The sequence below is a fragment of the Kibdelosporangium phytohabitans genome (assembly GCF_001302585.1).
Taxonomy (GTDB): Bacteria; Actinomycetota; Actinomycetes; order Mycobacteriales; family Pseudonocardiaceae; genus Kibdelosporangium; species Kibdelosporangium phytohabitans.
The window spans coordinates 236042-258161 of sequence record NZ_CP012752.1; the positions used below are offsets into that span (position 1 = coordinate 236042).

The following is a 22120-nucleotide window of genomic DNA, read 5'->3' on the forward strand; positions in this document are numbered from 1 at the left end:
CGGACCGGCGCCACGATTTGGACCCGGAGCCGATATTCCGGCCTCTTGCTGGACGGTCTATCGTGATTGCCTCGTCTGGTTGGTCACGTTGACTGATGTTCACCCCTACGTGATTGGGTGGAGCCATGACCGAAACACGCACCGAGGAGTTCCAGCTCAAGGACGGCAGGTCGGCAGTGCTGACCGTCGCGGAGCCGGAACAGGTGGTCCGGGGCGGCCTGGTGGTGTTGCACGAGGCCGGCGGTGTGACCGACACCGTACGCCTGCTGGTGAGCTCGCTCGCCGCCGAAGGCTGGCTCGCGGTGGCCCCGCACCTCTACCACGAGGCGTTGCCGCAGGAAGAACAGGTCAGACAGCTTTCCGGCGACGCGGTGCTGGCCGACACCGACATCGCCTTCGCCGTGCTCGCCGAACGCGGCGTCACCGCCGACCTGATGGGTGTGGTCGGGTTCGACCTCGGTGCGACCGCGGCCATGGTGGTCGCGGCCAAACGGTCCATCGGCGCGGCCGTGAGCGTGGGAGCGGCGGGCATCGTCCAGCCCATCTCCGCGGCTTTACCGCCGCTCGTGGAGATCGCGGGCGACCTGAAGTGCCCGTGGCTGGGCATCTACGGCGAGCAGGACGACGTCATCGACCCCAGTGAGGTCGAGAAACTCAGGGACGCGACAGTCGGCGCGGGCGTGGCGACCAACGTCGTCCGCTATCCGGGCGCGGGCCACAGGTTCGACTCGGACCCCGGCGCCGCGACCGAGGCGTGGCACCGCACCCTCAACTGGTTCGACGCGCACCTGCGGTAGGTGGTTTCCGGGGCGGCCATGAGCTAAGAACAGGGCATGACCACCCCAGAGCTGTTGTGGCAACCGGACCCCGCCGCCGAGACCCGGCTGGCGGAGTTCCGTGCCTGGCTGCGCGCCAACCGTGATCTCGACCTGCCCGACTACGACGCCTTGTGGCGCTGGTCGACCACGGACCTGGCCGGCTTCTGGGGCGCACTCGCCGAATTCCTCGGCGTGATCTTCCACTCGCAGCCGACTGGCGTACTCGGATCGAGCCGGATGCCGGGTGCCTCGTGGTTCCCCGGCGCGACGCTGAACTACGCCGAACAGGCGTTGACAGGCCAGCCCACCGACGACCTCGCGGTGATCTTCCACCGCGAGGACGGCAAGTCGGCGGAACTGACGTACGGACAACTGCGCACCCAGGTCGCGGCGATCCGGGCCGCCCTGGTGTCGCTGGGGGTGCGGCGCGGCGACCGGGTGGTGGCGCTGGCGCCCAACAGCCCGGAGACACTCGTGGCGTTCCTCGCCGCGGCGAGCCTCGGCGCGACCTGGTCGTCGTGTTCCCCGGACTTCGGGCCACGCGCGATCGCCGACCGGTTCGCCCAGATCGAGCCGACCGTGCTCGTCGCGGTGAACGGCTACGTCTACGGCGGCCGCGCGTTCGACATCCGCCCGACAATCGACACGCTCCGCGCGGACATCCCCAGCCTGCGCGCGACCGTGCTGATCGACTACCTGGACAACGGCGCGACCCTGCCGGACACAGTGCCGTGGTCGACGCTGTTGCAGACCGACGCGGCCCTCGAGTTCGACCCGGTGCCGTTCGACCACCCGCTGTGGGTCCTGTACTCGTCGGGAACCACCGGCCTGCCGAAGGGAATCGTGCAGGGCCACGGCGGCATCGTCGTCGAACACCTCAAGATGCTCGCCCTGCACAGCGATCTGGGACCAGGGGAGCGCTTCTTCTGGTTCACCACCACCGGCTGGATGATGTGGAACTTCCTGATCTCCGGCCTGATGGTCGGCAGCACGATCGTGCTGTACGACGGCAACCCCGGCCACCCTGACCTGACAGTGCTGTGGAAACTGGCCGAACAGCACAAGGTGACCTACTTCGGCACTTCGGCGCCGTACATCCAGTCCTGCCTGAAGAAAGGCATCAAACCGGCGGCCGAGTTCGACCTGACGGCGTTGCGGGCACTCGGCTCCACCGGGGCGCCGCTGTCCCCGGACGGCTTCCGCTGGCTGGTCGACGAGATCGGCGGCGACGTGCAGATCTGCTCGGTCTCCGGCGGGACCGACCTGTGCACGGCCTTCGTGACCGCGGCCCCCGAAGTCCCGGTCTGGCTGGGCGAACTGTCCTGCCGCGCACTCGGCGCGGCCGTGGCGGCCTTCGACGACGACGGCAACGACGTCACGGACGAAGTGGGCGAACTCGTGATCACCCAGCCGATGCCGTCGATGCCCGTGTCGTTCTGGAACGACCCCGACGGCTCGCGGCTGAAATCGTCCTACTTCGAGCAGTACCCCGGCATCTGGCGGCACGGCGACTGGATCAGGATCACCCCGAGGGGCTCGGCGGTGATCTACGGCAGGAGCGACTCGACCCTCAACCGAGGCGGAGTCAGGATGGGCACGAGCGAGTTCTACCGCGTGGTCGAGGGCTACCCGGAAGTAGCGGACTCCCTTGTGATCGACACCACGGCGGTCGGCAAAGAAGAAGGAGAGCTCCTCTGCTTCCTCGTCCTCACCCCCGGCACGGCGCTGGCCGACGTCGAACCCCGCCTGAAAGCCGAGCTCAGGACAGCCCTGTCGCCCCGGCACGTCCCCAACAGGTTCATCGAAGTGGCCGAGGTCCCCAGAACCCTCAACGGCAAGAAATGCGAGGTCCCGGTCAAGAAGATCCTGGCAGGCCTGAGCCCCGACAAGGCCGTGAGCAGGGACGCACTGGCCAACCCGGCAGCGCTGGAACCCTTCGTGACCCTGGCGGCCAAGAACGAATGAGGGGGTGCCTGAACGGGGACCGGCAACCCATGTAGTACTCTTCCACCTCGAAGCGGCCGAGGGCCCCGGGAGGCTTCGCCTAGTCTGGTCTATGGCGCCGCACTGCTAATGCGGTTGGGGATAACACCCCTCCCGGGTTCAAATCCCGGAGCCTCCGCAGGGCGTTCAGCTCCGGCTGAACGAACTGAACAACTGAACAAGCACCCGTAGCTCAACGGATAGAGCATCTGACTACGGATCAGAAGGTTAGGGGTTCGAATCCCTTCGGGTGCGCGTCCTCAGGATGACCCTGCTCGCTTGCTTTGCAAGCTTGCCGGGTCGTCCTTTTCATTTTTTGGAGGGCCGAGCCCCCAGGCCCCCACGGTGCTTGTTCCTTTTGATCCAGCGCTGGGTGCTTTGGGTTTCTACCAACATTGGGACGGCGCCGGAGGCGCCGCGTTGCCCTGGGTGGCGGAGGCGCCCGCCCCGCGAAGCTTTTCCTGGGGTGGGCGGTGGTGCTTTCGGGGCTTGAGTGGGCGCTGGCAACTGCCGATGATGTTGAGCGCTGGTTCAGCGCTCAATGCGCGATCCTGGTGACGGGGTCGGTGACAGTCTGGCCTGTGCGCGGGAAAGCCGTCTCGTTTTCGGTGATTGCGGGCTCTGGCATCTCGCCAGCTTCCTCTGAAACCAGCACCACGGCAGCCTCAGCCCGGCGATCAGACCGGATCAAGCGTTCTCGACCATCCCACTTCGGGCTACCTGGTCACCAGGCACCTGACCACCCCCGCGGCACACAATCCGAGAAGTAGTCCCGGGCAACACAACCTGAACCGTTCGGGCAGCAGGTCAGTGGCACCCTGCCCGGAACAGCTCGGGGAGACAGGACACCGTGGAGCGCTGCCCTGGGTGGCGTGGTGCTTGGGTGGGGCTGGAAAAGGACAGTTATTGCCGGGGAGATTGTCTTGACTTTTTTGGGTTCTTTGATGGTTATTGCGGGAGTGGTGTGAATAAGGTGGATTAGGGGACACTTGCTATGCCGGGTGGGGGTGGGGATTTGGTAGGACTTGGGGGGTTAGGAGGCGCCCATGCGTCAACCCAGGATTTCCAGAGTCCTTGTCGGTTTTGTTGTTCTGGCTGCTGTGAGCCCTGCTGTCGCTTCAGCCACCGCTGGTGATGTTGCCTCGCACGGCGTCGGCCGGGCCACCGTTCGCAGCGTCACCGGGGCGGTACTCGGGTCGGTTCGGTTCGAGGTGAGCAACCGCAAGATCCTCGTCACCGGTCGGCTGAGCGGGATCGCACCCGGTTTCCACGGCTTCCACGTCCACGCCGTCGGTGTTTGTGATCCCAACTCCACTGATCCCAACGGAGTTGTCGTGCCGTTCCTGACCGCCGGTGGGCACCTCAACACCGGTGGCACGTCACACGGCGCACATGCCGGTGACCTGCCTTCCCTGCGGGTTTCCGCTGATGGGACGGCTGTCAGCGTCACCGAGAACGACCAGCTCAACGCTGCCGCCCTGTTCGACGCCGACGGCAGCGCCATCATCATCCATGCGTTGCCCGACAACTTCGCGCACATTCCCCCTCGTTACGCGCCCGCTGGGCCGGATGCCACCACACTGGCGACCGGTGACGCGGGCGGTCGTATCGCGTGCGGGGTCGTTTCCCGCTCCTAGGCGGTCGCTGGTGGGTGTTTCCGCCGGAAACACCCACCAGTCCGCGGAGCTCGCCGCCCGAAACTGTCGTACCCCTGGTGTTGAATAAAGATCAGGGGCTCCCCTGGTGGCGGGATTTGGCGGTGCGAGTTCATGAGGGGATTCTGGGGATTTCGACCGTGGTCTCGGCCAGGACCTCGGTGTTCGGTTCCCGGTAGGGGCCGCGGTTTCCGGGGTGGTTTCGCCGGGTGGGTCAGCATTCGCGCTGCCTGGCCGGAACGGGCGTTGCTCTGCTACTTCAGCTGGGCGCCGTGGATCGCGGTGACCACCGACTGGATCACCACCGGATACGTCAGCTGCCGGTGGACCACTTGCTGCAACGGCAGCCCCACAGTGGACGCAAGGACCCCACCGTCCAGGTGCAGGGCGTAGCCCGCGCCCGCGGTCTGGATCGCCAGGAACAGCAGCCAGATCGTGATCGCGTGGGGTGCGTCCGCGACGAACATGCCGTACAGCAGGAACACGTCCATCGCCGGGCCCAGCAACGGCAGTACCAGTTGGAACGCGAAGAGGTAGATCAGGCCGTAGCGGCCGATCCGGCCCGCCGGGCCGCGGTCACGCCAACTGCTGCGGTGTTTCCACATCGACTGGAAGGTCCCGAACGACCAGCGGTAGCGCTGGCGGGACAAGACTCCCAGCGTCACGGGCACCTCTGTCCACGCACGCGCGTCGGGCGTGTACGTCACGCGCCAGCCCGCGCGGGTGATCGCGATGGTCAGGTCGGTGTCCTCGGCGAGGGTTTGCGCGCTGATCCCGCGACAACGCGTCCGCGGCCGGTTCGACGACGAGGTAGCCGTCGCGCCGGAGCGCGCCGAGCGTGTCCGCCGGCATGTCGTACGCCCGACCGAAGAGTCGCGTGTGGACACAAGCGGCCGACGCGAGCGCCTGCTGGGCGAGCGAGAGCTCCAGATCGCGTTGCCAGCCGGGCGACTGTTTGACGTCACCGGACCGGCACCCGGTGATGCCCACGTCGTGGCCCTCGGCCAGCATCCGCCCCACCAGCTCGGGGTGCTCATTGATCCGTGTTCCGACCAGCATGAACGTCGCGTGCGCCCGGTGCGCGCGCAGCGCGTCGAGCAGCCTCGGCGTCCACTTCGGATTGGGACTGTCGTGGATCACCAGCGCGATGGTGTTGTCCGCGACTTCCGTTGCGCCGTCGGCGTGTTCGGTGCCGGACTGTGGTGACGTCGTCATGCTGTACGCATGGATCACCAGCGTCATCAGCAGGAGCAGCAGTGCTACGGCCAGTGTGATCCAGTGCGCCCAGGGAATCCGGCCTACTCCGAACGGTGACGGGCCGTGGCGTGGCCGTGTCGTCGTCGTGAACCGAAGCGAACGTCGCCGCGACCAGCACGACCACGAGCGCGATCATGCCGACTGCCAGCAGTCTGCCGGTCAGCCGGAGGAACCGGCGTGCCCGGCCCGCCGAAGCGAACACCGGCCTGTCGGTGTCCTGCGTTTCCCCCATTGCCGGAACTCTCAGCGCCGCGGCTTCCCGCGCCGCACGTTTCTCAGTACTGCCACCGCGATGCCGACACCGATGGCGGCCGCGAGCCACGGGAATCCGTGGAGATACGGAGGCGCGAACTCCGCGACGATCTCCTTCGCGTTGTCCCACACCGGTTGCACCGCCGCGACCCACACCCCGAACACCCAGCCGACCACGTCTTCCGCACACGGCGGCAGCAGGCCTTCATCGCGTCCGTGACGCACAAGATCCGCGCGCAGGGCGCGTCGGCGCTGCCCGGCCTCGTCGACGTCGCCAAGCAGAACGTCGTTGTCGACGAGGGCGTGGAACTGTTCGATTCCGCGCTGCGCACGTCGAATCTGACCGGCGGTGAACTGGCTTTTCCAGACCCTGCCGATCGAGCACACCCAAACCGTGGACAGCGAAAGCATCAACATCGTCGACCAGCACAAAGTCCGCAGGGCGGGTCGCCGGAATCGTCGACCCGCCCGTCAGGAAACAGCAAGAGCAACCGGTGGAGAGCGCGCAGCCGCAGGCACCGTCACCATCGGCAACGCCACCGCCGCCACAAGCGGATCCGATTCCGTGCGTTGACTGGAGACGGGCCACTAGCGGCTTGTCGACGTTCACCCGGACCGTCCACTTGAAATGACAAAGCCGGGCCGGCGATGCCGGCCCGGCTTTCAGTTCCGGACTGGAATCAGGACTTGAACAGGCGGTCCCAGTTCTCGCGGGTGGTCAGGTCACCCATCGCGGCCCGCCACTCCTCACGAGCGGTCGCGCCTTCCTTGGCCAGGCGGGACAGCGTCTTCGTGCCGCGCTTGGCGAGCTCCACGACCACATCGCGGTCGAAGTGGCGCACGCGGAACGCGTCCTGCGCCGAGTCCGTGACGATCACCGACTTGAACAGCGACACGTGCCACCACTTCGCGTCGCGGGCCATGATCTGCGCCGCGCCGCCGTTGCGGCCCCGCAGGATGTTGAGCACGCGCTTGACCATCACGGCCTTGGGCAGCGACGGGATGCCGGAGTCGTCGATGATCGGCAGCGTCGCGGCCCCGTCGACCTCGAGGTCGGACGGCTGCTTGCGGTGGGTGTCCGGGTAGTCGTTGCGCAGCTTGCGGATGTTGGCCGCCGCCGCGACACCGCCGTCGGTCAGCACCGACGGGCCGGTCAGGAAGTCCTCCAGCGCCGTCAGCAGCGTCGCCGCCATGCCGTACTGCATCGACACGAGGTACTCCGCCAGCTGCTTGGCCAGCACCTTCGCCGCGGTCTTGCCGTCGAAGCCGTCGAAGTGCAGCGCGGAGGTGATCAGCGAGTTGCGCAGGCTGAAGTACCGGGCCCAGTCATCCCAGTCCTTCCACGCGAAGTCGGCGTGCCACACGGCCGCACCGGGCAGCGTGACCGTGGCGAAGCCGTGCCTGCCCGCGCGGGTGCCGTACTCGATGTCGTCCCACTGGAAGAACATCGGCAACGGCAGGCCGCAGCGCTCGATCACCTCGGCGGGGATCAAGCAGGACCACCACGCGTTGTAACCGGCCGTCACGCGGCGGTGCGGCAGCTTCTTGGTCAGGTCCACGTTGTGCAGCGCGCCCGCGACCGGCACACCCGGCTTGAGCAGGGCGAGGTCCGTGGTCTCCGCGCCGATGTGCAGGCGGTTCGGGTGGTACAGGTACAGCATCTGGCCGCCGACGATGACCGGGTCGGTCGCGTTGTTGGCGAACGCGCTCATCCGCAGCACCGTCTCCGGCTCCAGCAGCACGTCGTCGTCCATCAGCAGGACGTTGGCGTGCTTGCCGCCCGCGCCGCTGATCTCGAACATGCCACGGGTGAAGCCGCCCGCGCCGCCCAGGTTCGGCTGCCGCAGGTAGCGCAGCTTGCCGTCGTACAGCGCGACGACCTTGTCGAAGTCCTCACGGCTCTGCACCGTGTCGGTGCCCTGGTCGACCACGTAGACGTGCTCGAGCGCCGCCAGCAGCTCGGTGTCCTCGCCGAGCGCGCGCATGGTGTTCAGGCAGTCGTCGGCGCGGTTGAACGTGCAGATGACCACCGAGGTCAGCCGGTCGCGCAGCGGCTCGCCGATCACCCAGCGGCAGTCCTCGATCGTCAGCTCCTCGGCCGTGGTCACGGCCTCGATCCAGATCGAGCCGCCGTCCATGAACCGGTCGAGCGCGACCGTCAGCCGGATCTCCTGCTCGGCCGGTGCGCTGACGTCGGCCGTCGACAGGATCCGGGGCTCGCCCTCGGCGTCCGACGCGTGGATCTCCAGCCTGCCGGTGCCGCGGACGCGGAAGACCGCCTCCAGCTCACGGATCTGGGTCCAACGCTGCAGGTAACTCGCGGGAAGGCGACCGAAGTACGTGTTCGTGGTCAGCCGGGCGTCCGGTTCGACGACGACGCGGTGCCGCTCCGGGCGGACAGCACCGACAACACCCAGCGAGTACAGCTCGTTCGGCGCCTGCGGGCTGGGGGAGGCGAACCGGATTCGCTGAACCACGCCGCGGATGCTCGATGGGGAGCCGGCTGTCTTCTGGGGCTTGGCCGCCTTCTGCTCCTGCTGGGTCGGCATGCGGTTTCCTGCTCCTCGGATTTCTCTCGTCATGCGGTCCCGCGTGCGTCAGGACCAGTGCGATCTGCGCGATGACATCGGTGATGCCACCACCTGACTGGGCGGCCGCGCCGCGTCGTCGCGGCGCCCGCGCCAGCGGGCCGCCTCGGCGGGCGCATTGAGTTGACCTGCTCCGCCGCGGCTGTGACGCCGCGTGAGGCCCACAATACGCGGCCCGGGCGCGGCACAAACGAACAGGCCGCGCCCATGAATCAGACGCGGCCCGGGTGCAAATGGTTGTCTCAGTGTTCGCCCGGCTTGGTCACCTTCACGATGACCTGCTCGTTGTTCCAGGTGTAGCCCTCGTAGGTGAATTCGACGCCGGTCCGTTCCACGTACTCCAGCCAGGCCTTGTACTCGTGGTTCTGCCAGCCGGGGAAGTTGAAGAACTCGTCGAAGAGGATCACGCTGCCTTCGCGCAGCCGCGGCCCGACCAGGTCGAGCACGGTCTTCGCGGAGCTGTACAGGTCCCCGTCGACGTGCAGGAAGTCCACGACGCCGGGGTGGGTGTCGAGGAAGCCGGGCAGCGTGTCGTCGAACCAGCCGACGACCAGCTCCGCGCCGGGCACGTCGGGCAGGCCGTCGACGGTGAAGTGACCGGCGGGGAAACCGCTTCGCCAGTCCTCGGGCAGGCCTTCGAACGAGTCGAAGCCGTACACGTCCTCGCCGTCGCCGGCGCGGTCGGTGGCGATGATCTTGAGCGTGGTGCCCTGCCACACGCCGAACTCCAGCGACAGGCCGCCGCGCGGAGCCAGTGACAGCGCGTGCTCCAGCGTGTCGTGGGCGTGCGGGAAGGCCTGCTTGGTCGGCATCTGCTCGTGCACGAACCGGGCGCTCTCCTGCGCGGCCTCGTGATCGGCGGCGAACGGGATGTCGCGGCGGTGCCGGATCTCGAACTCCAGCACCCGGTCACGCGTCCGGTCGCCCTGGTGCACGATCTCCGCGCGCAGCTCGGTCACCTGCTGCTCGAGGCGAGCGATGTGCTCGGCCTGTTCCCTGTGGTAGCGGGCGACCACCTGGTCGACCACGCTGACCGCCTTGTCGCGCACGGCGCGCTTGACGTTCTCCAGGTTGAACAGGTCATTGACTTTCCTAGGCACCCTCGCCTGCTCCTTTCCCGGCCCCCACGTGGATACGCATCGTAGGGCGTCGGGTGTGCGCCGTGAACCACGGCTGAACAGGATCGCCCTTGTGGGGATCTTCTCGCTGGCGAATCCACAGGTCACAGCCGATTTGAACCAACCGGGTGACAGTGTCGCGGCGACTGCGGCTGATTCGGTTGTCCACAGGGGACGGGCGGGCGGCCCATCCACACCGCGCGCGGCCCCGGCCTGCGGACAGGAGGGAGGTTGTCCACAGGCCAGGGCAGTCATCCACAGGGTTGTCCACAGGTGGAAAACCCCGTTGACCGGCGTGCGACGCTCTAGCCATGACGAATCGCGATCGCATGCACTGTGGTGGTTCCCCGCCGTGACGCATCCCCAAACGTCACCCGAGAGGCTGGGAGCCGCCCGTCGCATTGCGACCGGCGGCTTTTGTTTTTCCCGCGTGGTGTCAGCGGCAGCACGACCGACTGTTAATCGGTAAGGCCAGGTTCGAATCCTGGCGCGGGAGCGGTGTGGTTTTCACACGAACGCGCACGGTCCGGTGGCCACCCGGGGCTCATATTCCTGGGACGCCTGGTTCGACACCAGGGTGCGCGACCAACTTCCGGCGGGTACCGCCGCATCCATGCATCCCCCTGAATAAGACATGCCGTCCCATCCCCTGCAAACGGCACATTCAGGAGGAACCATGAAACTCCTCGCGTCCCTGCTGCTCGTCGCCGGTATGGCCGTGACCCCGGTCCAGGCGCAGGCAGTGCAGGCCGCGCCGGACATCCCGGTGGCCAGCGTGCAGGCCCACCTGTCGGAGTTCCAGCGGATCGCGAACGCCAACGGTGGCAACCGCGCGCACGGCAGGCCGGGCTTCCGCGCGTCACTCGACTACGTCAAGTCCAAATTGGACGCTGCCGGGTTCACGACGAGGATCCACCAGTTCACCGCGAGCGGCGCGGTCGGCTACAACCTGATCGCCGACTGGCCGCACGGCGACGCCAACAACGTGATCATGGCCGGCGGTCACCTCGACAGCGTCAGCCGCGGGCCCGGCATCAACGACAACGGCTCGGGATCGGCCGGGCTGCTCGAGACCGCGCTGACCGTGTCGCGGCAGAACCTGCGTCCCGCCAAGCAGTTGCGTTTCGGCTGGTGGGGTGCTGAGGAGCTCGGTCTGCTGGGTTCGACCGCGTACGTCAACAGCCTGACCGCCGCGCAGCGCGCCGTGATCAAGGCGTACGTCAACTTCGACATGACCGGCTCGCCGAACCCGGCGTACTTCGTCTACTCCGCGTCCGGCCAGCCCACCGGGTCGAAGGCGATCGAGGACCTGCTCGAAGCCGGGTTCGCGAGCAGGAGCGTGCCGACCGAGCTGACCAGCGTCGGCGGCCGGTCCGACCACGCCGCGTTCGCCCGCGCCGGCATCCCCGTCGGCGGCACGTTCAGCGGTGCCGAGGTCCGCAAGACCGCGGCGCAGGCCCAGAAGTGGGGTGGCCAGGCGAACGTCGCGTTCGACCGCTGCTACCACCAGGCCTGTGACACCACCAGCAACATCAACGCCACGTCACTCGACCGGCACAGCGACGTGATCGCGTACGCGCTGTGGTCGCTGTCAGGCGCCTGATATACCACAACACTACCCACTGTCCACAGCGGACAGTGGGTAGTGTGCTGTCATGAGCGAGCTGATCGCGAGTACCGAGCGGGCGGTGAACCCCGACCACCACATGTTCGGCATCCAGGACCGGGGCTGGACGGGCGATTCGACGCCGGCTCCCGCCGAGGACTGGCTCGGCGTCGGGACGATGGGCGTGCTGATCCGGGTCGGTGAGCAGCTGGTTTCGCCGAACCTGCGGCTGGAGGTCTGGGACGGCCCACCACCGGACACCGCACCGGGCCACGAGGTGCGGAAAACCGTCGAACTGCTGCTGCCGACCGGTGAACTGGGCGTCGACGAGATCACCGGCGGCTGGTCGTACGGTCTGCCGGACGTGGATCCCGGCCGCTACCACGTGCGGATCACCGCGTGGGACAGGGAGAAAACCCGCGCCGACCACAACGCGATCGAAGCCGAGTGGGACACCCCGGAGTACGAGCGGGCCGCGGCCGCGCTGGAAGGCCAGGAGCGCTACCTCGTCCAGCTCTGGCTCGCGGCGCCGACGGCCAGGCTGGTCAAGTCGATCGCGCTGGTGATCGACGAGAACTACCCGATGTTCGCGTTCGCCGACGAGGAACACGTGTACACCACGGCACTTCCGTCACCAGGACCGCAATGGCTCGGCACGACGGCCGCGGTGGCGGTCGTCGAAGTCGCCGACCAGCGGGAACGCCCGACGCTGCAGTTCGAGCTGTGGGACGGGCCGCCGCCGGGTACCGGCGGGCCCGAGTTCCCGCTGGCCGTGCCGACCGGCTCGGTCGGGGTGACCCACCTGCGATCGACCTCGGCGGACGTCGGGGAACGCCGAGGCGGCGCCATTCCGGGGTTCTTCACGCCGCCACCCGGCGACTACCGGGTGCGGGTGAAGGCGGACGAGCACCGGCGGCGGTTCACAGCCCAGTTCTGGCCCGCCACCGGGACGTGATGGACTTCGGGCCGTGCTCGTGACCATCACCTACCTTCAGCAGACCAGCCCGGACGACCTGAAACCCGCCGCCGCGCCCGACGGTGACGCACGGGTCGTGCTCGCCGGGGAACCGTCGCCGGAGTTCCACCGGTACTTCTACCTGTCCGTCGGCGGCGACTGGCACTGGAACGGCCGCCGGGACTGGACGTGGGACCAGTGGCAGGCCCACGTGGCCAGGCCGGGCGTCGAGCTGTGGGTGCTGTGGGTGCGGGGCACCCCGGCGGGCTACGGCGCGCTGCGTGCCCACGACGGCGAAGTGGAGATCGAGAACTTCGGCCTGCTGCCGTCGTTCATCGGCCGCGGCCTCGGCGGGTACCTGCTTACCGAGGTGGTCCGGCGGGCGTGGGCGATCGACGGCACGAAACGGGTCCGGCTGAACACGTGCAGCCTGGACGGCCCGCACGCGGTGCAGAACTACCTGGCGCGCGGGTTCGTCCAGTACAAGACTCAGCAGGAGGAGCGCCCGGAGAAGGACGGCGTGGCCAGGGGGCCTTGGGACGGCGCAAATCGCGTGCCGTCCTGATCGATCCGTGATGGACTGATCACGTGCTCGCGACCAGGTACTACCTCCAGCAGACCAGTCCCGGCCAGATCAAACCCGCGAAGGATCCCGGCGGCGACGTCCGGTTCGCGCGGGCGGAGGAGCCGTCGCCGGAGTTCAACCGGTACCTGTACGCCGCCGTCGGCAGCGACTGGTACTGGGCTCACCGGGTGGACTGGGACTGGCAGCAGTGGATGGACTGGCTGACCGAGCCGGGCCACGAGACGTGGGTGGTGTGGGTCCGCGGCACCCCGGCCGGGTACGCGGAGCTCACCCGGCGCGACGGCGGCGACGTGGAGATCGAGAACTTCGGGCTTGTGCCGTCCTTCATGGGCCGCGGCCTCGGCGGATACCTGCTCACCCGCGTCCTGGAGGTGGCGTGGGCCGTCCCTGGGACGACGAGGGTGTGGCTGCACACCAACACCCTGGACAGCGCGCAGGCGCTGAACAACTACAAGGCCCGCGGCTTGACCGTGTACCAGGTCGAGGAGCACGTGGAGAAGCTGCAGGCCGACGGCGAGCGGTTCGAGCCGTGGCCCGGCGCCAACCGGCCTGTGACTCCCGCACCCTCGTCACGCGCTGCGTCGGATTGACGAACCGCGGCACCGGCAGGATCACGTACCGGAACCGTTGCCGGCAGCCAGTTTCCGCGTCCGCCGCGCGGGTTTCCGCACTGCTGCCCCGAAATCGCCCGGGAACCGGCCCGGCATGGTCGATTGCCTTCTCCCACAGGCCTTCCGACGCGCCCGCCGCGAGCGCGTCGCCCTGAAGGCCTCCTCGGCTGAGGGCACGTCGGGGGCGAATAATCGTTGGACCGGCGCGCTGGAATCAGTCATAGTAATTCCAGTCAAACCGAGGAAGGAGGAAGCGAAAATGAACGCATGGCGTCACAGTGAAGACGACCGCGACATGTGCTTCCGCGCAGGTCAGGACGGCTCTCAGCGCTGAAGTAAATGTGCGGAGAGTCGCCCGACTGGATTACCGGTCCGGCGGCTCTTTCATTCTGTCCTTGTAGCTCAGCTGGATAGAGCGCAGCGCTACGAACGCTGAGGTCCGGGGTTCGAATCCCTGCGAGGACGCTGCCCGGTACGGCGGGTGTGTGGAGCAACATGTGTGAGGTGCTGGTGGGGACGGGTCCGTGCGTCCGTCCCCACACAACTAACCGATGTCCCTGCGGCGGAACCCCGCGAGCCCGGCGGCCATCAGAACCGCTGCCACCACGGACAACCAGACCAACGGCGTGGCGCTGATGTCGTTGAGCAGCTTCGGCACGTGCGTGAACGGCGAGACGTTCATCAGCCACTGCGGCACCCGCAGCATCGGCCCGAGCTGGCCGAGCAGCCAGAACACCGTCAGCGCCGCCCAGCTGCCGATCACGTACCGCGGCGCCAGCCCGAAGAGGGCCATGGCGATCCCGGCGACCACGAGTGTCGCGGGCAGTTGCACCAGCGCCGCCTGCATCACGTTGCCGAACTGGCCGCTGATGTCGCCGACCGAGATGCCGTACGCCAGTCCCATCGCGACACCGGCGGCGATGAGCATCGCGGTCGCGCCGATCGCCGCGAACACCAAGTGGCTCAACGCCCATCGCCACCGGCTGACGCCTGTGGCCAGCACCGGCTCGGCGCGGACCGAGGTCTCCTCCGTGCGCAGCCGCAACGTCGCCTGGACCGCGTAGATCGACGCGACCAACGCGATGATGCCGAGGATCGCCGTCATGAACGCGTCGACCAGCGCGGACTTCCCGCCCATCTGCTCGACGATCTTGGCGACCTGCGGGTTGTCCTCGACCAGCTCCGTCGCGCTGTTCGCGATCGCGCCGAACATCGTGCCCAGCAACAGGAATCCGACGAGCCACCCGGTCATCGACCACCGGTGCAGCCGCCACGCCAGACCGAACGGGCCGCTGAGCGACGCGCTCGCCTCGGGCGGGCCGGGCCGCGGCCGGATCAGGCCGGCGCCGTGGTCGCGCCTGCTGACGAGCCCGAACGCCACGCCCACAAGCACAACAGCGACGGCGAGCAGCAGAGCCAGGATCCACCAACGGTTTTCGGCGTACGGGTGGGCCTGCTGCACCCACCCGATGGGTGAGAGCCAGCTCAGCCACGTCGCCGAGCCCGCGTCACCGATCAGCCGCAGCACGAACGCGACCGCGAGGACCAGCGTCGCGATCCCCGTGACCGTCCTGGTGTTCTCGGCGAGCTGCGCGGCGACGGCCGCCACCGCGGCGAACGCGATCCCCAGCGTGCCGAAGGCGAACCCGGCCAGCAGCGACCCGTCGACGGGCAGGCCCTGTCCGTCCAGGCCGAGCGCGATCAGCAGCGCCACGAGGACGTTCGCGCCCGTGGTGACGATCAGCGCGGCCGCCATCGGCGCGTGCCTGCCCACCACGGTCGCACCGATCAGCTCCAGCCGACCGGCTTCCTCGTCCTGACGGGTGTGCCGGTTGACGGTCATGATGCTCATCAACGTGATCAGCAGCGCGCCGGTGATCGCCAGCCGCCACATCACCACGGCGCCGATGGACGTGTCGTAGACCGTGCCGTAGATCGCGGTCATCGCCGGGTTGCTGCCGATGGTGGCCGCGACCTGCCGCCGTGACGCCTCGTCGGGGTACAGGTCGGCGACCGAGGTCGCGGTCGCCAGCACGAGTCCGACGGTCACCAGGATCCAGACGGGCAACCGGACCCGGTCGAGCCGCAGCGCCAGCCGGATCAGCGATCCGGTGCCAACCAGTGTGCTCATTTGAGATCGTCCTCGTAGTGGCGCAGGAACAGCTCCTCCAGCGTCGGTGGCTGGCTGGTCAGCGACCGGACGCCGAACGTGGTCAGGTGCCTGAGGGCGCCGTCGAGCTCCGCCGTGTCCACTTCGAACTTGACGTGGCCGTCACGGGTCTGCAGGTCGTGCACGCCGGGCAGGTCGGCCAGGCCGGTCGGCGCGGTCACCAGTTCGGCCTGGATCGACGTCCTCGTCAGGTGCCGCAACTGGCTCAGCGTCCCCGTTTCGACGGTGCGGCCGTTGCGGATGATGCTCACCCGGTCGCACAGCGCCTCCACCTCGGAGAGGATGTGGCTGGACAGCAGCACTGTCCGGTTGCGTTCCTTCTCCTCCTCGATGGACTCGCGGAACATCGCCTCCATCAACGGGTCGAAGCCCGACGTCGGCTCGTCCAGCACGAGCAGTTCGACGTCCGACGACAGCGCCGCGACGAGCGCGACCTTCTGCCGGTTGCCCTTCGAGTAGGTGCGCCCCTTCTTGGTCGGGTCGAGTTCGAAGCGCTCGAGCAGCACGGCTTTGCGCTTCGGGTCGAGGCCGCCCCGCAGCCTGCCCAGCAGGTCGATGACCTCGCCGCCGGACAGGTTCGGCCAGAGTGTGACGTCGCCGGGCACGTAGGCCAGGCGGCGGTGCAGTTCGGCGGCTTGCCCCCAGGGGTCGCCGCCGAGCAACTGGGCGGCGCCCGCGTCGGCGCGCAGCAGGCCCAGCAGAACACGGATGGTCGTCGACTTGCCTGCGCCGTTGGGGCCCAGGAAGCCGTGCACCTCCCCCTCGCTCACGGTCAGGTCGAGACCGTCGAGCGCGCGCGTCCGGCCGAACGTTTTGACCAGGCCGGACACGGATATCGCGTGTGTCATGGACCTGAAGCTACACTCGCTTCACAAAATCATGAAGTTAAGAAAGCGTATAAAGTTACCTGTAGCAACCAACTCCACGAGAGGATGGCGCGGTGAGTGAGGTGCAGGAGACACAGCGGGATCAGGCCGCCATCCTCAGGTTCATCGAGCGGTATGCCGGGCACCTGGCCGACGCGGGGATGCAACGGATGGCCGCGAGGGTGTTCGTGGCGTTGCTGTGTCAGGACTCCGGCCGGATGACCGCCACCGACATGGCCGAGAAGCTCCAGGTCAGCCCGGCCGCCATCTCCGGCGCGGTGCGCTACCTCGGCCAGGCCAACATGATCGAACGGGAACGTGAACCCGGTTCGCGGCGCGACTACTACGTCATCCAGAGCGACGACCTCTGGTACGACGTGATCACCCGGCGTGAGCAGTTCATCCAGCGCTGGACGTCGACCATGCAGGAGGGGATGGAACTGCTCGGCGAGAACACGCCGGCCGGCTTGCGCTGGAAGGAGACGCTGGAGTTCTACACCTTCCTGCACGAGCGGCTGCCCGACGTGCTGCTGGAATGGCGGCAACGCCGGGCTGAGCTGCACCGGAAGTGGGGTTTGACCGACTAGTTTCGGGGTATGACGACCTCTTCGAGCCAGGCCGACGCGCTGGCGGACGAACTGATCCGGCTGGGCTTCGACCGCGAGCCGATCGGCGCATCACTGCACGGGATCCCGGGCTACGACGCGTTGATCGGCGACCCGTCCGCGGCGGCGGACGAGACCACCCGGCGGCAGGCCGTCGACATCGCGGCCCGCGCGGACGCCGTCGACCCCGGCGCGGTGGACGCGTCCGGCGCGATCACCCTGGCCGTGGTGTCCCAGCAGGCGCGGGCCATGGTCGACCGGATCGACTCGAAGAGCGCCGAGTACACGATCACCGACCTGTTCGTCGCGCCGGCGTCCGGCCTGCTGACGCTGCTGCCGATGACGGCGCTGCCGACCGGGCAGCACGCGAGCGACTACCTGACCAGGCTGCGCGCACTGCCGGGCTACCTCGCGGAGTACGCCAACCGGCACCGCGAAGGCGTCGCCGCCGGTCGTGTCCCGGTCGCGCACCTGGTGCAGTCGGCCATCGCCCACCTCGACCGCCACCTCGGCGCGTCGGCCGAGAACGACGCGCTGCGCAGGCCGCAGCCACCCGCCGACGCCGCCGAGACCTTCGCCGCCGAGCGTGACCGTGTCCTCGACGAGGTCGTGCGGCCCGCGTTCGCCGAGTACCGCGCGGTGCTGGCCGACGAGATCGCCCCGCACGGCCGTGCCGACGACAAGCCGGGCCTGACCTGGCTGCCCGACGGCGACGAGCTCTACGCCCGGCTGTCGAGGGTGCACACCACCACCGACCGCTCGGCCGACGAGCTGCACCAGACCGGGCTTGACCTGATCGACGGGCTGTTCGAGCAGTTCGCCGAGATCGGGTCGAGGGTTTTCGCGACGACGGACGTCCAGGAGATCTACTCCCGGCTGCGGGAGGACCCGGCGCTGCGCTGGAGCTCGGAAGAGGAAATGGTGTCCGCCGCGCGAACGGCGATCGAACGCGCCGAGGCGGAGGCGCCGAAATGGTTCGGCCGGGTGCCGTCGCACAGTTGCAAGGTCGAACCAGTTCCGCCCGCGGAAGCGCCGGGCGCGCCGATGGCCTATTACATGCCGCCTTCGCTGGACGGCCAGCGTGCCGGTACTTATTTCACCAATACATATCAGCCGGGTGAACGCTACAAACACATCTCCGAGGCCACGGCGTACCACGAGGCCGTTCCGGGGCACCACTTCCAGCTGACCATCGCGGGCGAGCTGGACAACCTGCCGTTGCTGCGCCGTCTGGCGGACGTCAACTCGTACGTCGAGGGCTGGGGCCTGTACTGCGAACGGCTGGCCGACGAGATGGGCCTGTACTCCGGCGACGTCGCCAGGCTCGGCATGCTGGCGCTGGACGCCACCCGCGCCGGGCGGCTGGTGGTGGACACCGGGTTGCACGCCAAGGGCTGGTCACGGCAGCAGGCGATCGACTTCATGGTGGAGAACGTGCCCATGCCGCGGCTGGAGATCGTCAACGAGGTCGACCGCTACATCGCCTACCCGGGCCAGGCGTTGTCCTACATGGTCGGCAGGCTGGAGATCCAGCGGGTCAGGGCGGCGGCGGAAAAGGCGCTCGGCTCCCGGTTCGACATCCGCGTGTTCCACGATCTTGTCATCGGCAGCGGTCCGCTCCCGCTGACTGTCCTTGACCAGGTGGTCACCGAATGGGTGACTCGGTAAACACAACCCGGTATCACACGCCTTTTACACCCTGGATAGAGTCACGCCGCTGATCGGTAGATGTACGCCAGGTGGTTGATCATGACACTCGTTAGAGGGAACCAGGGCGAGCGTGTGTCATCAACAGCTGCGAGAAGTCCACGGGGTAGCTGGGGCACTAACCGAAAAATGAGGGAGCACCAAACGTGAGTCGGGTGAACAAGCTGCGCATCGGCGCCGCCCTTGCTGGAGTGACTGTCACGGCCTTGCTGGCTTCGGTGACGCCCGCTGCGGCGACCGGTTCGGTCACCGGCAAGATCGACAAGAGCGCGGACACCAAGGGCCCCTTGGTGATGATGGACGACATGAAGGTCGTCACCAAGCTCATCGGCCTCAAGCTCGATGGCGACAAGGGCGACCAGATCCAGACCTACTGCGTCGACATCGCCCAGGCCATCGACGACAAGGGACCCGGCTACGTCGAGGCCGACTGGAACAAGCACCCCAAGCGCGACTCGTTCTTCCACAAGAACTCGGCGAAGATCAACTGGGTGCTGAACAACGGCTTCCCGCAGATCAAGGCGGAGGCCCTCGCCAAGAAGGTCGGCGGCCAGTTCACCGAGGGGCTCAGCGACGCCGAGGCCATCGCCGCCACCCAGGCAGCGGTCTGGCACTTCAGCGACAACCGCAACCTCAAGGACGTGCTGGACCCGCAGGACCCCAAGGAGCACGCGAAGGCTGACAAGAAGGACGTCTTCGCCGTCTACGACTACCTGGTCAAGAACGTCGGCAACGGTCTGCCGACCGAGCCGAAGCCGGTGCTCAAGCTCGAGCCGAACAAGCTCAGCGGCAAGCCGGGCGCGCTCGTCGGCCCGTTCGTCGTCACCACCTCGGCCAGCGGCGTGACCATCGCGGCCAAGCTGCCCGAGGGCGTCATCTTCAGCGACAAGGACGGCAAGGAACTGCCGAAGGCCGACGTCGCCGCGAAGATCCAGCAGCTGGACAAGTACGAGTTCTACCTGAAGGTGCCTGCCACGCTGGCCACCGGCAAGGTCGAGTTCACCGTCTCCGGTGACACCGAGTTCTCGCTCGGCCGTCTGTTCATCTCCAAGGACGCCGACAAGAAGTCGCAGTCGCTGATCCTGGCGAAGTCCGAGAAGGTCCGGCTGTCCGCACCGGGTGCCGCCGAGTGGGGCGGCGCCGCGCCGACCACCCAGCCGACCGAGACCCCGAAGCCGCAGGCGAAGAACAACGACAACGAGCTGGCCAACACCGGCGCGTCGATCCTGATGCCGCTGATCATCGGCATCGTGCTCGTCGGTGGCGGTGTGGGTGCGCTGATCTTCCAGCGCCGCCGCCGCGCGTGAGCTGAGCAGCACCAACAGGCCCCGGTGGACTAGCCACCGGGGCCTGTTTTGTTTAGATGGTCTTGTGCCCAAGTCGAATGTGGATGGCAAGCCCGTCGCCGCTCCACATTGGCTCGTGCAACTGGTGCGGCCGAGCGCACTGCCGGTGCCGTGGCGGCGGATCGCCAGGGCGGCCTTCGCGATCACCGGGCCGATCGGGATCGGACTGGCGCTCGGCAGGCTCGACATCGGCGTGATCGTCTCGATGGGCGCGCTGTGCTCGACCCTCGCCGACGCGGACGGCCCGTACCGCTATCGCGCACGGCGGATCGGCTGGGCGGCGTTCGGCGGAGCGATCGGGTTCTTCCTCGGCAGCCTCGCCGGTGGGCACGGCTGGTGGTCGGCCGCGGTCATCGTCGGCATCGCCGGGGCCTCCGCGCTGATCAGCACGAGCGGCAACATCGCCTCGCTGGCGGCCCTGCAGCTGCTGGTGTTCGCCGCCCTCGGCGCGGGCCAGCCGAGGGACACCGTCATCGCCACTCTCTGGTTCCTCGCCGGCGCCGCGATGGTGTGGCTGCTGGCGCTGGCCGCGTGGCCGTTCAAGGCAACAGGCCCGGAACGAGCCGCGGTCGCCGAGGTCTACGACGAGATGGCCGTGATGCTCGCGGCGTCAGGAACCGCGGGAGCCCGCACGGCGAGGCGTGACCTCACCACGGCCCTCAACAACGCCTACGACGCCCTCCTGACGGCCCGTTCACGCCTCTCCGGGCGCGACATGGCGTACCGCAGGCTGATGACGCTCCTGGCGGACACCACGCCCGTCGTGGAAGCGAGCGTGGCGCTGGTGAACGTCGGCCGCCAGCCACCGGCCGAAGTGGTCATGCACATGACCGCGGTCGCCGAAGCGATCCGGCTGGACAAGCGACTGCCCCAGGCACCGGAGTTCGAAGAGGCCACCCGTGGCCTGGCCGCGCTGCGCGCCGGACTGGAAGGTCTGTCGTCCCCCAGCGGCAAACGCGACCACCGCGACCCCCAGGACCACGTGCCGTTCCGCGAACGGCTGGAAACGGTCTTCATGGGCCGAGTCGCGTGGTCACACGCGTTGCGCCTGATGCTGTGCATGGCGGTGGCGGAGTTTCTCGGCTGGGTGTTGAAGCTCGAATACCCGTACTGGGTCGCGTTGACGGTCGCGATCGTGCTGAAACCGGACTTCGGCTCGGTGTTCGGCCGTGCGGTCCTGCGCGGTCTCGGCACATTGCTCGGAGTCCTGCTCGGCGCGCTCGTGCTGGCGTTCGACCCACGCGGCTGGGTGCTCGTGCTGCTGGTCGCGGTGATCGCCGGGGCGCTGCCGTATGGACGTGACCGCAACTACGGCATGTTCTCCACGTTCGTCACGCCGCTCGTGATCGTCCAGCTCGACCTGGCGCACGCCAACGACTGGGGCCTGGTCGCGGCCAGGCTCGTCGACACCGCGGTCGGCTGCGCGATCGTGCTCGTCTTCGGCTACCTGCTGTGGCCCGGCAGCCTGCGCCCGCGAGTCGGCACCCAGCTGCTGAGCACATTGGAGTCGCTCAGCGCGTACATCGAGCACGGCCTGTCCGGTTCGGACAACCGGTCCAAGTTGCGCAGGGACACCTACCAGCAGCTGTCGGACCTGCGCAACGCCTTCCAGCAGGCCGTTGTCGAGCCGTCCGCGGCGGGCCTGCAGGCGGCGGCGTGGTGGCCGGTGATCGTGACGCTCGAACGCGCCGCCGACGCGGTGACCGGCCTCGCCGTCGGGATCCAGCGCGGCGCCGAGCCGATCACGGCCGACGCGATCGAGACGCTGACCGACGCGGTCGCCGAGGCGGTCGCGTCCATCAAGGAGGAACGTCCGCCGCAGCGGATGCCGATGCCGGACGTGGACCGGCTGTCGCGCCTGGTCACCGAGCTGGTGTCGGTGCTGGCCACGCTGCGCGGACCGGACTGGTACACCCGGACGGGTGGGCAGATCGTGCGGCGGTTGCTGCAGCCGGTGCGCCGGGTCGGATAGCCTGCGGAGCGGGCCTGTAAAGGGA

Annotated in this window: 17 protein-coding genes, 4 tRNA genes and 1 pseudogene; 15 read left to right on the plus strand and 7 right to left on the minus strand. The window is 68.1% G+C overall.

The window, feature by feature from the left end; genetic code table 11:
- Positions 1-125: 125 nt before the first annotated feature.
- From AOZ06_RS01120 to AOZ06_RS01140, 5 genes are all read left to right on the plus strand, one after another.
- A complete protein-coding gene (locus AOZ06_RS01120) occupies positions 126-797 on the plus strand; it encodes a dienelactone hydrolase family protein (RefSeq protein WP_054287692.1) in 672 nt (223 codons plus the stop codon).
- 36 nt (positions 798-833) lie between these two features.
- Positions 834-2783, plus strand: a complete 1950-nt coding sequence (locus AOZ06_RS01125; RefSeq protein WP_054287693.1) for an acetoacetate--CoA ligase — start codon at positions 834-836, stop codon at positions 2781-2783.
- Positions 2784-2851: 68 nt separating this feature from the next.
- Positions 2852-2940, plus strand: a tRNA-Ser gene (locus AOZ06_RS01130).
- Positions 2941-2983: 43 nt separating this feature from the next.
- Positions 2984-3056, plus strand: a tRNA-Arg gene (locus AOZ06_RS01135).
- An 845-nt stretch (positions 3057-3901) separates the two neighbouring features.
- Positions 3902-4438 carry a superoxide dismutase family protein gene (locus tag AOZ06_RS01140; protein WP_054287694.1) on the plus strand — a complete coding sequence of 179 codons (537 nt, stop codon included), beginning with the start codon at positions 3902-3904 and terminating at the stop codon, positions 4436-4438.
- A 272-nt stretch (positions 4439-4710) separates the two neighbouring features.
- Here the strand turns inward: AOZ06_RS01140 and AOZ06_RS53330 are convergent, their stop codons facing one another.
- The 5 genes and pseudogenes from AOZ06_RS53330 to AOZ06_RS01165 form a co-directional block, all read right to left on the minus strand.
- Positions 4711-5421: a glycosyltransferase family 2 protein gene (locus AOZ06_RS53330; RefSeq protein WP_236952030.1), complete on the minus strand. Its 711-nt coding sequence runs from the start codon at positions 5419-5421 to the stop codon at positions 4711-4713.
- A pseudogene (locus tag AOZ06_RS59505) lies at positions 5324-5698 on the minus strand (polysaccharide deacetylase family protein); the annotation flags it as partial. The pseudogene AOZ06_RS59505 and the gene AOZ06_RS53330, both read right to left, overlap by 98 nt.
- Positions 5699-5956: 258 nt before the next feature.
- Positions 5957-6382: a hypothetical protein gene (locus AOZ06_RS01155; RefSeq protein ID WP_054287697.1), complete on the minus strand. Its 426-nt coding sequence runs from the start codon at positions 6380-6382 to the stop codon at positions 5957-5959.
- 263 nt (positions 6383-6645) lie between these two features.
- Positions 6646-8514, minus strand: a complete 1869-nt coding sequence (locus tag AOZ06_RS01160) for a glycosyltransferase (RefSeq protein WP_054287698.1) — start codon at positions 8512-8514, stop codon at positions 6646-6648.
- A 281-nt stretch (positions 8515-8795) separates the two neighbouring features.
- On the minus strand, positions 8796-9653 hold the full coding sequence (locus tag AOZ06_RS01165) for a class I SAM-dependent methyltransferase (protein WP_054287699.1): 858 nt from the start codon (positions 9651-9653) through the stop codon (positions 8796-8798).
- Between the two features lie 442 nt (positions 9654-10095).
- Between AOZ06_RS01165 and AOZ06_RS01170 the strand changes: the two genes are divergently transcribed.
- From AOZ06_RS01170 to AOZ06_RS01195, 6 genes are all read left to right on the plus strand, one after another.
- Positions 10096-10167: transfer RNA gene (locus tag AOZ06_RS01170), tRNA-Asn, on the plus strand.
- Between the two features lie 180 nt (positions 10168-10347).
- On the plus strand, positions 10348-11274 hold the full coding sequence (locus tag AOZ06_RS01175; RefSeq protein ID WP_054287700.1) for a M28 family metallopeptidase: 927 nt from the start codon (positions 10348-10350) through the stop codon (positions 11272-11274).
- A 52-nt stretch (positions 11275-11326) separates the two neighbouring features.
- Positions 11327-12232 carry a hypothetical protein gene (locus AOZ06_RS01180; protein WP_054287701.1) on the plus strand — a complete coding sequence of 302 codons (906 nt, stop codon included), beginning with the start codon at positions 11327-11329 and terminating at the stop codon, positions 12230-12232.
- A 13-nt stretch (positions 12233-12245) separates the two neighbouring features.
- Positions 12246-12797 carry a GNAT family N-acetyltransferase gene (locus AOZ06_RS01185; protein ID WP_054287702.1) on the plus strand — a complete coding sequence of 184 codons (552 nt, stop codon included), beginning with the start codon at positions 12246-12248 and terminating at the stop codon, positions 12795-12797.
- Positions 12798-12820: 23 nt separating this feature from the next.
- Positions 12821-13408 (plus strand): GNAT family N-acetyltransferase, encoded by a 588-nt coding sequence (locus tag AOZ06_RS01190; RefSeq protein WP_054287703.1) that lies wholly within the window; start codon positions 12821-12823, stop codon positions 13406-13408.
- 412 nt (positions 13409-13820) lie between these two features.
- Positions 13821-13894 (plus strand) — tRNA-Arg (locus AOZ06_RS01195).
- A 79-nt stretch (positions 13895-13973) separates the two neighbouring features.
- Here AOZ06_RS01195 and AOZ06_RS01200 read toward each other — a convergent pair.
- Positions 13974-15560 carry an ABC transporter permease gene (locus tag AOZ06_RS01200; protein WP_054287704.1) on the minus strand — a complete coding sequence of 529 codons (1587 nt, stop codon included), beginning with the start codon at positions 15558-15560 and terminating at the stop codon, positions 13974-13976.
- Positions 15557-16447, minus strand: a complete 891-nt coding sequence (locus AOZ06_RS01205; protein ID WP_054287705.1) for an ABC transporter ATP-binding protein — start codon at positions 16445-16447, stop codon at positions 15557-15559. The genes AOZ06_RS01200 and AOZ06_RS01205 overlap by 4 nt, the downstream gene beginning before the upstream one ends.
- Positions 16448-16539: 92 nt before the next feature.
- On the opposite strand from AOZ06_RS01205, the gene AOZ06_RS01210 reads away from it, so the two are divergent.
- From AOZ06_RS01210 to AOZ06_RS01225, 4 genes are all read left to right on the plus strand, one after another.
- Positions 16540-17052 carry a GbsR/MarR family transcriptional regulator gene (locus tag AOZ06_RS01210; RefSeq protein WP_054287706.1) on the plus strand — a complete coding sequence of 171 codons (513 nt, stop codon included), beginning with the start codon at positions 16540-16542 and terminating at the stop codon, positions 17050-17052.
- Between the two features lie 9 nt (positions 17053-17061).
- Positions 17062-18738 carry a DUF885 domain-containing protein gene (locus tag AOZ06_RS01215; protein WP_054287707.1) on the plus strand — a complete coding sequence of 559 codons (1677 nt, stop codon included), beginning with the start codon at positions 17062-17064 and terminating at the stop codon, positions 18736-18738.
- Positions 18739-18923: 185 nt separating this feature from the next.
- Positions 18924-20084, plus strand: coding sequence for a thioester domain-containing protein (locus tag AOZ06_RS01220; RefSeq protein ID WP_157232747.1), 1161 nt, complete (start codon positions 18924-18926; stop codon positions 20082-20084).
- 64 nt (positions 20085-20148) lie between these two features.
- The gene (locus AOZ06_RS01225) at positions 20149-22095 is read left to right on the plus strand and encodes an FUSC family protein (protein ID WP_236952032.1); all 1947 of its coding nucleotides are present in this window, start codon (positions 20149-20151) and stop codon (positions 22093-22095) included.
- Positions 22096-22120 lie beyond the last annotated feature (25 nt).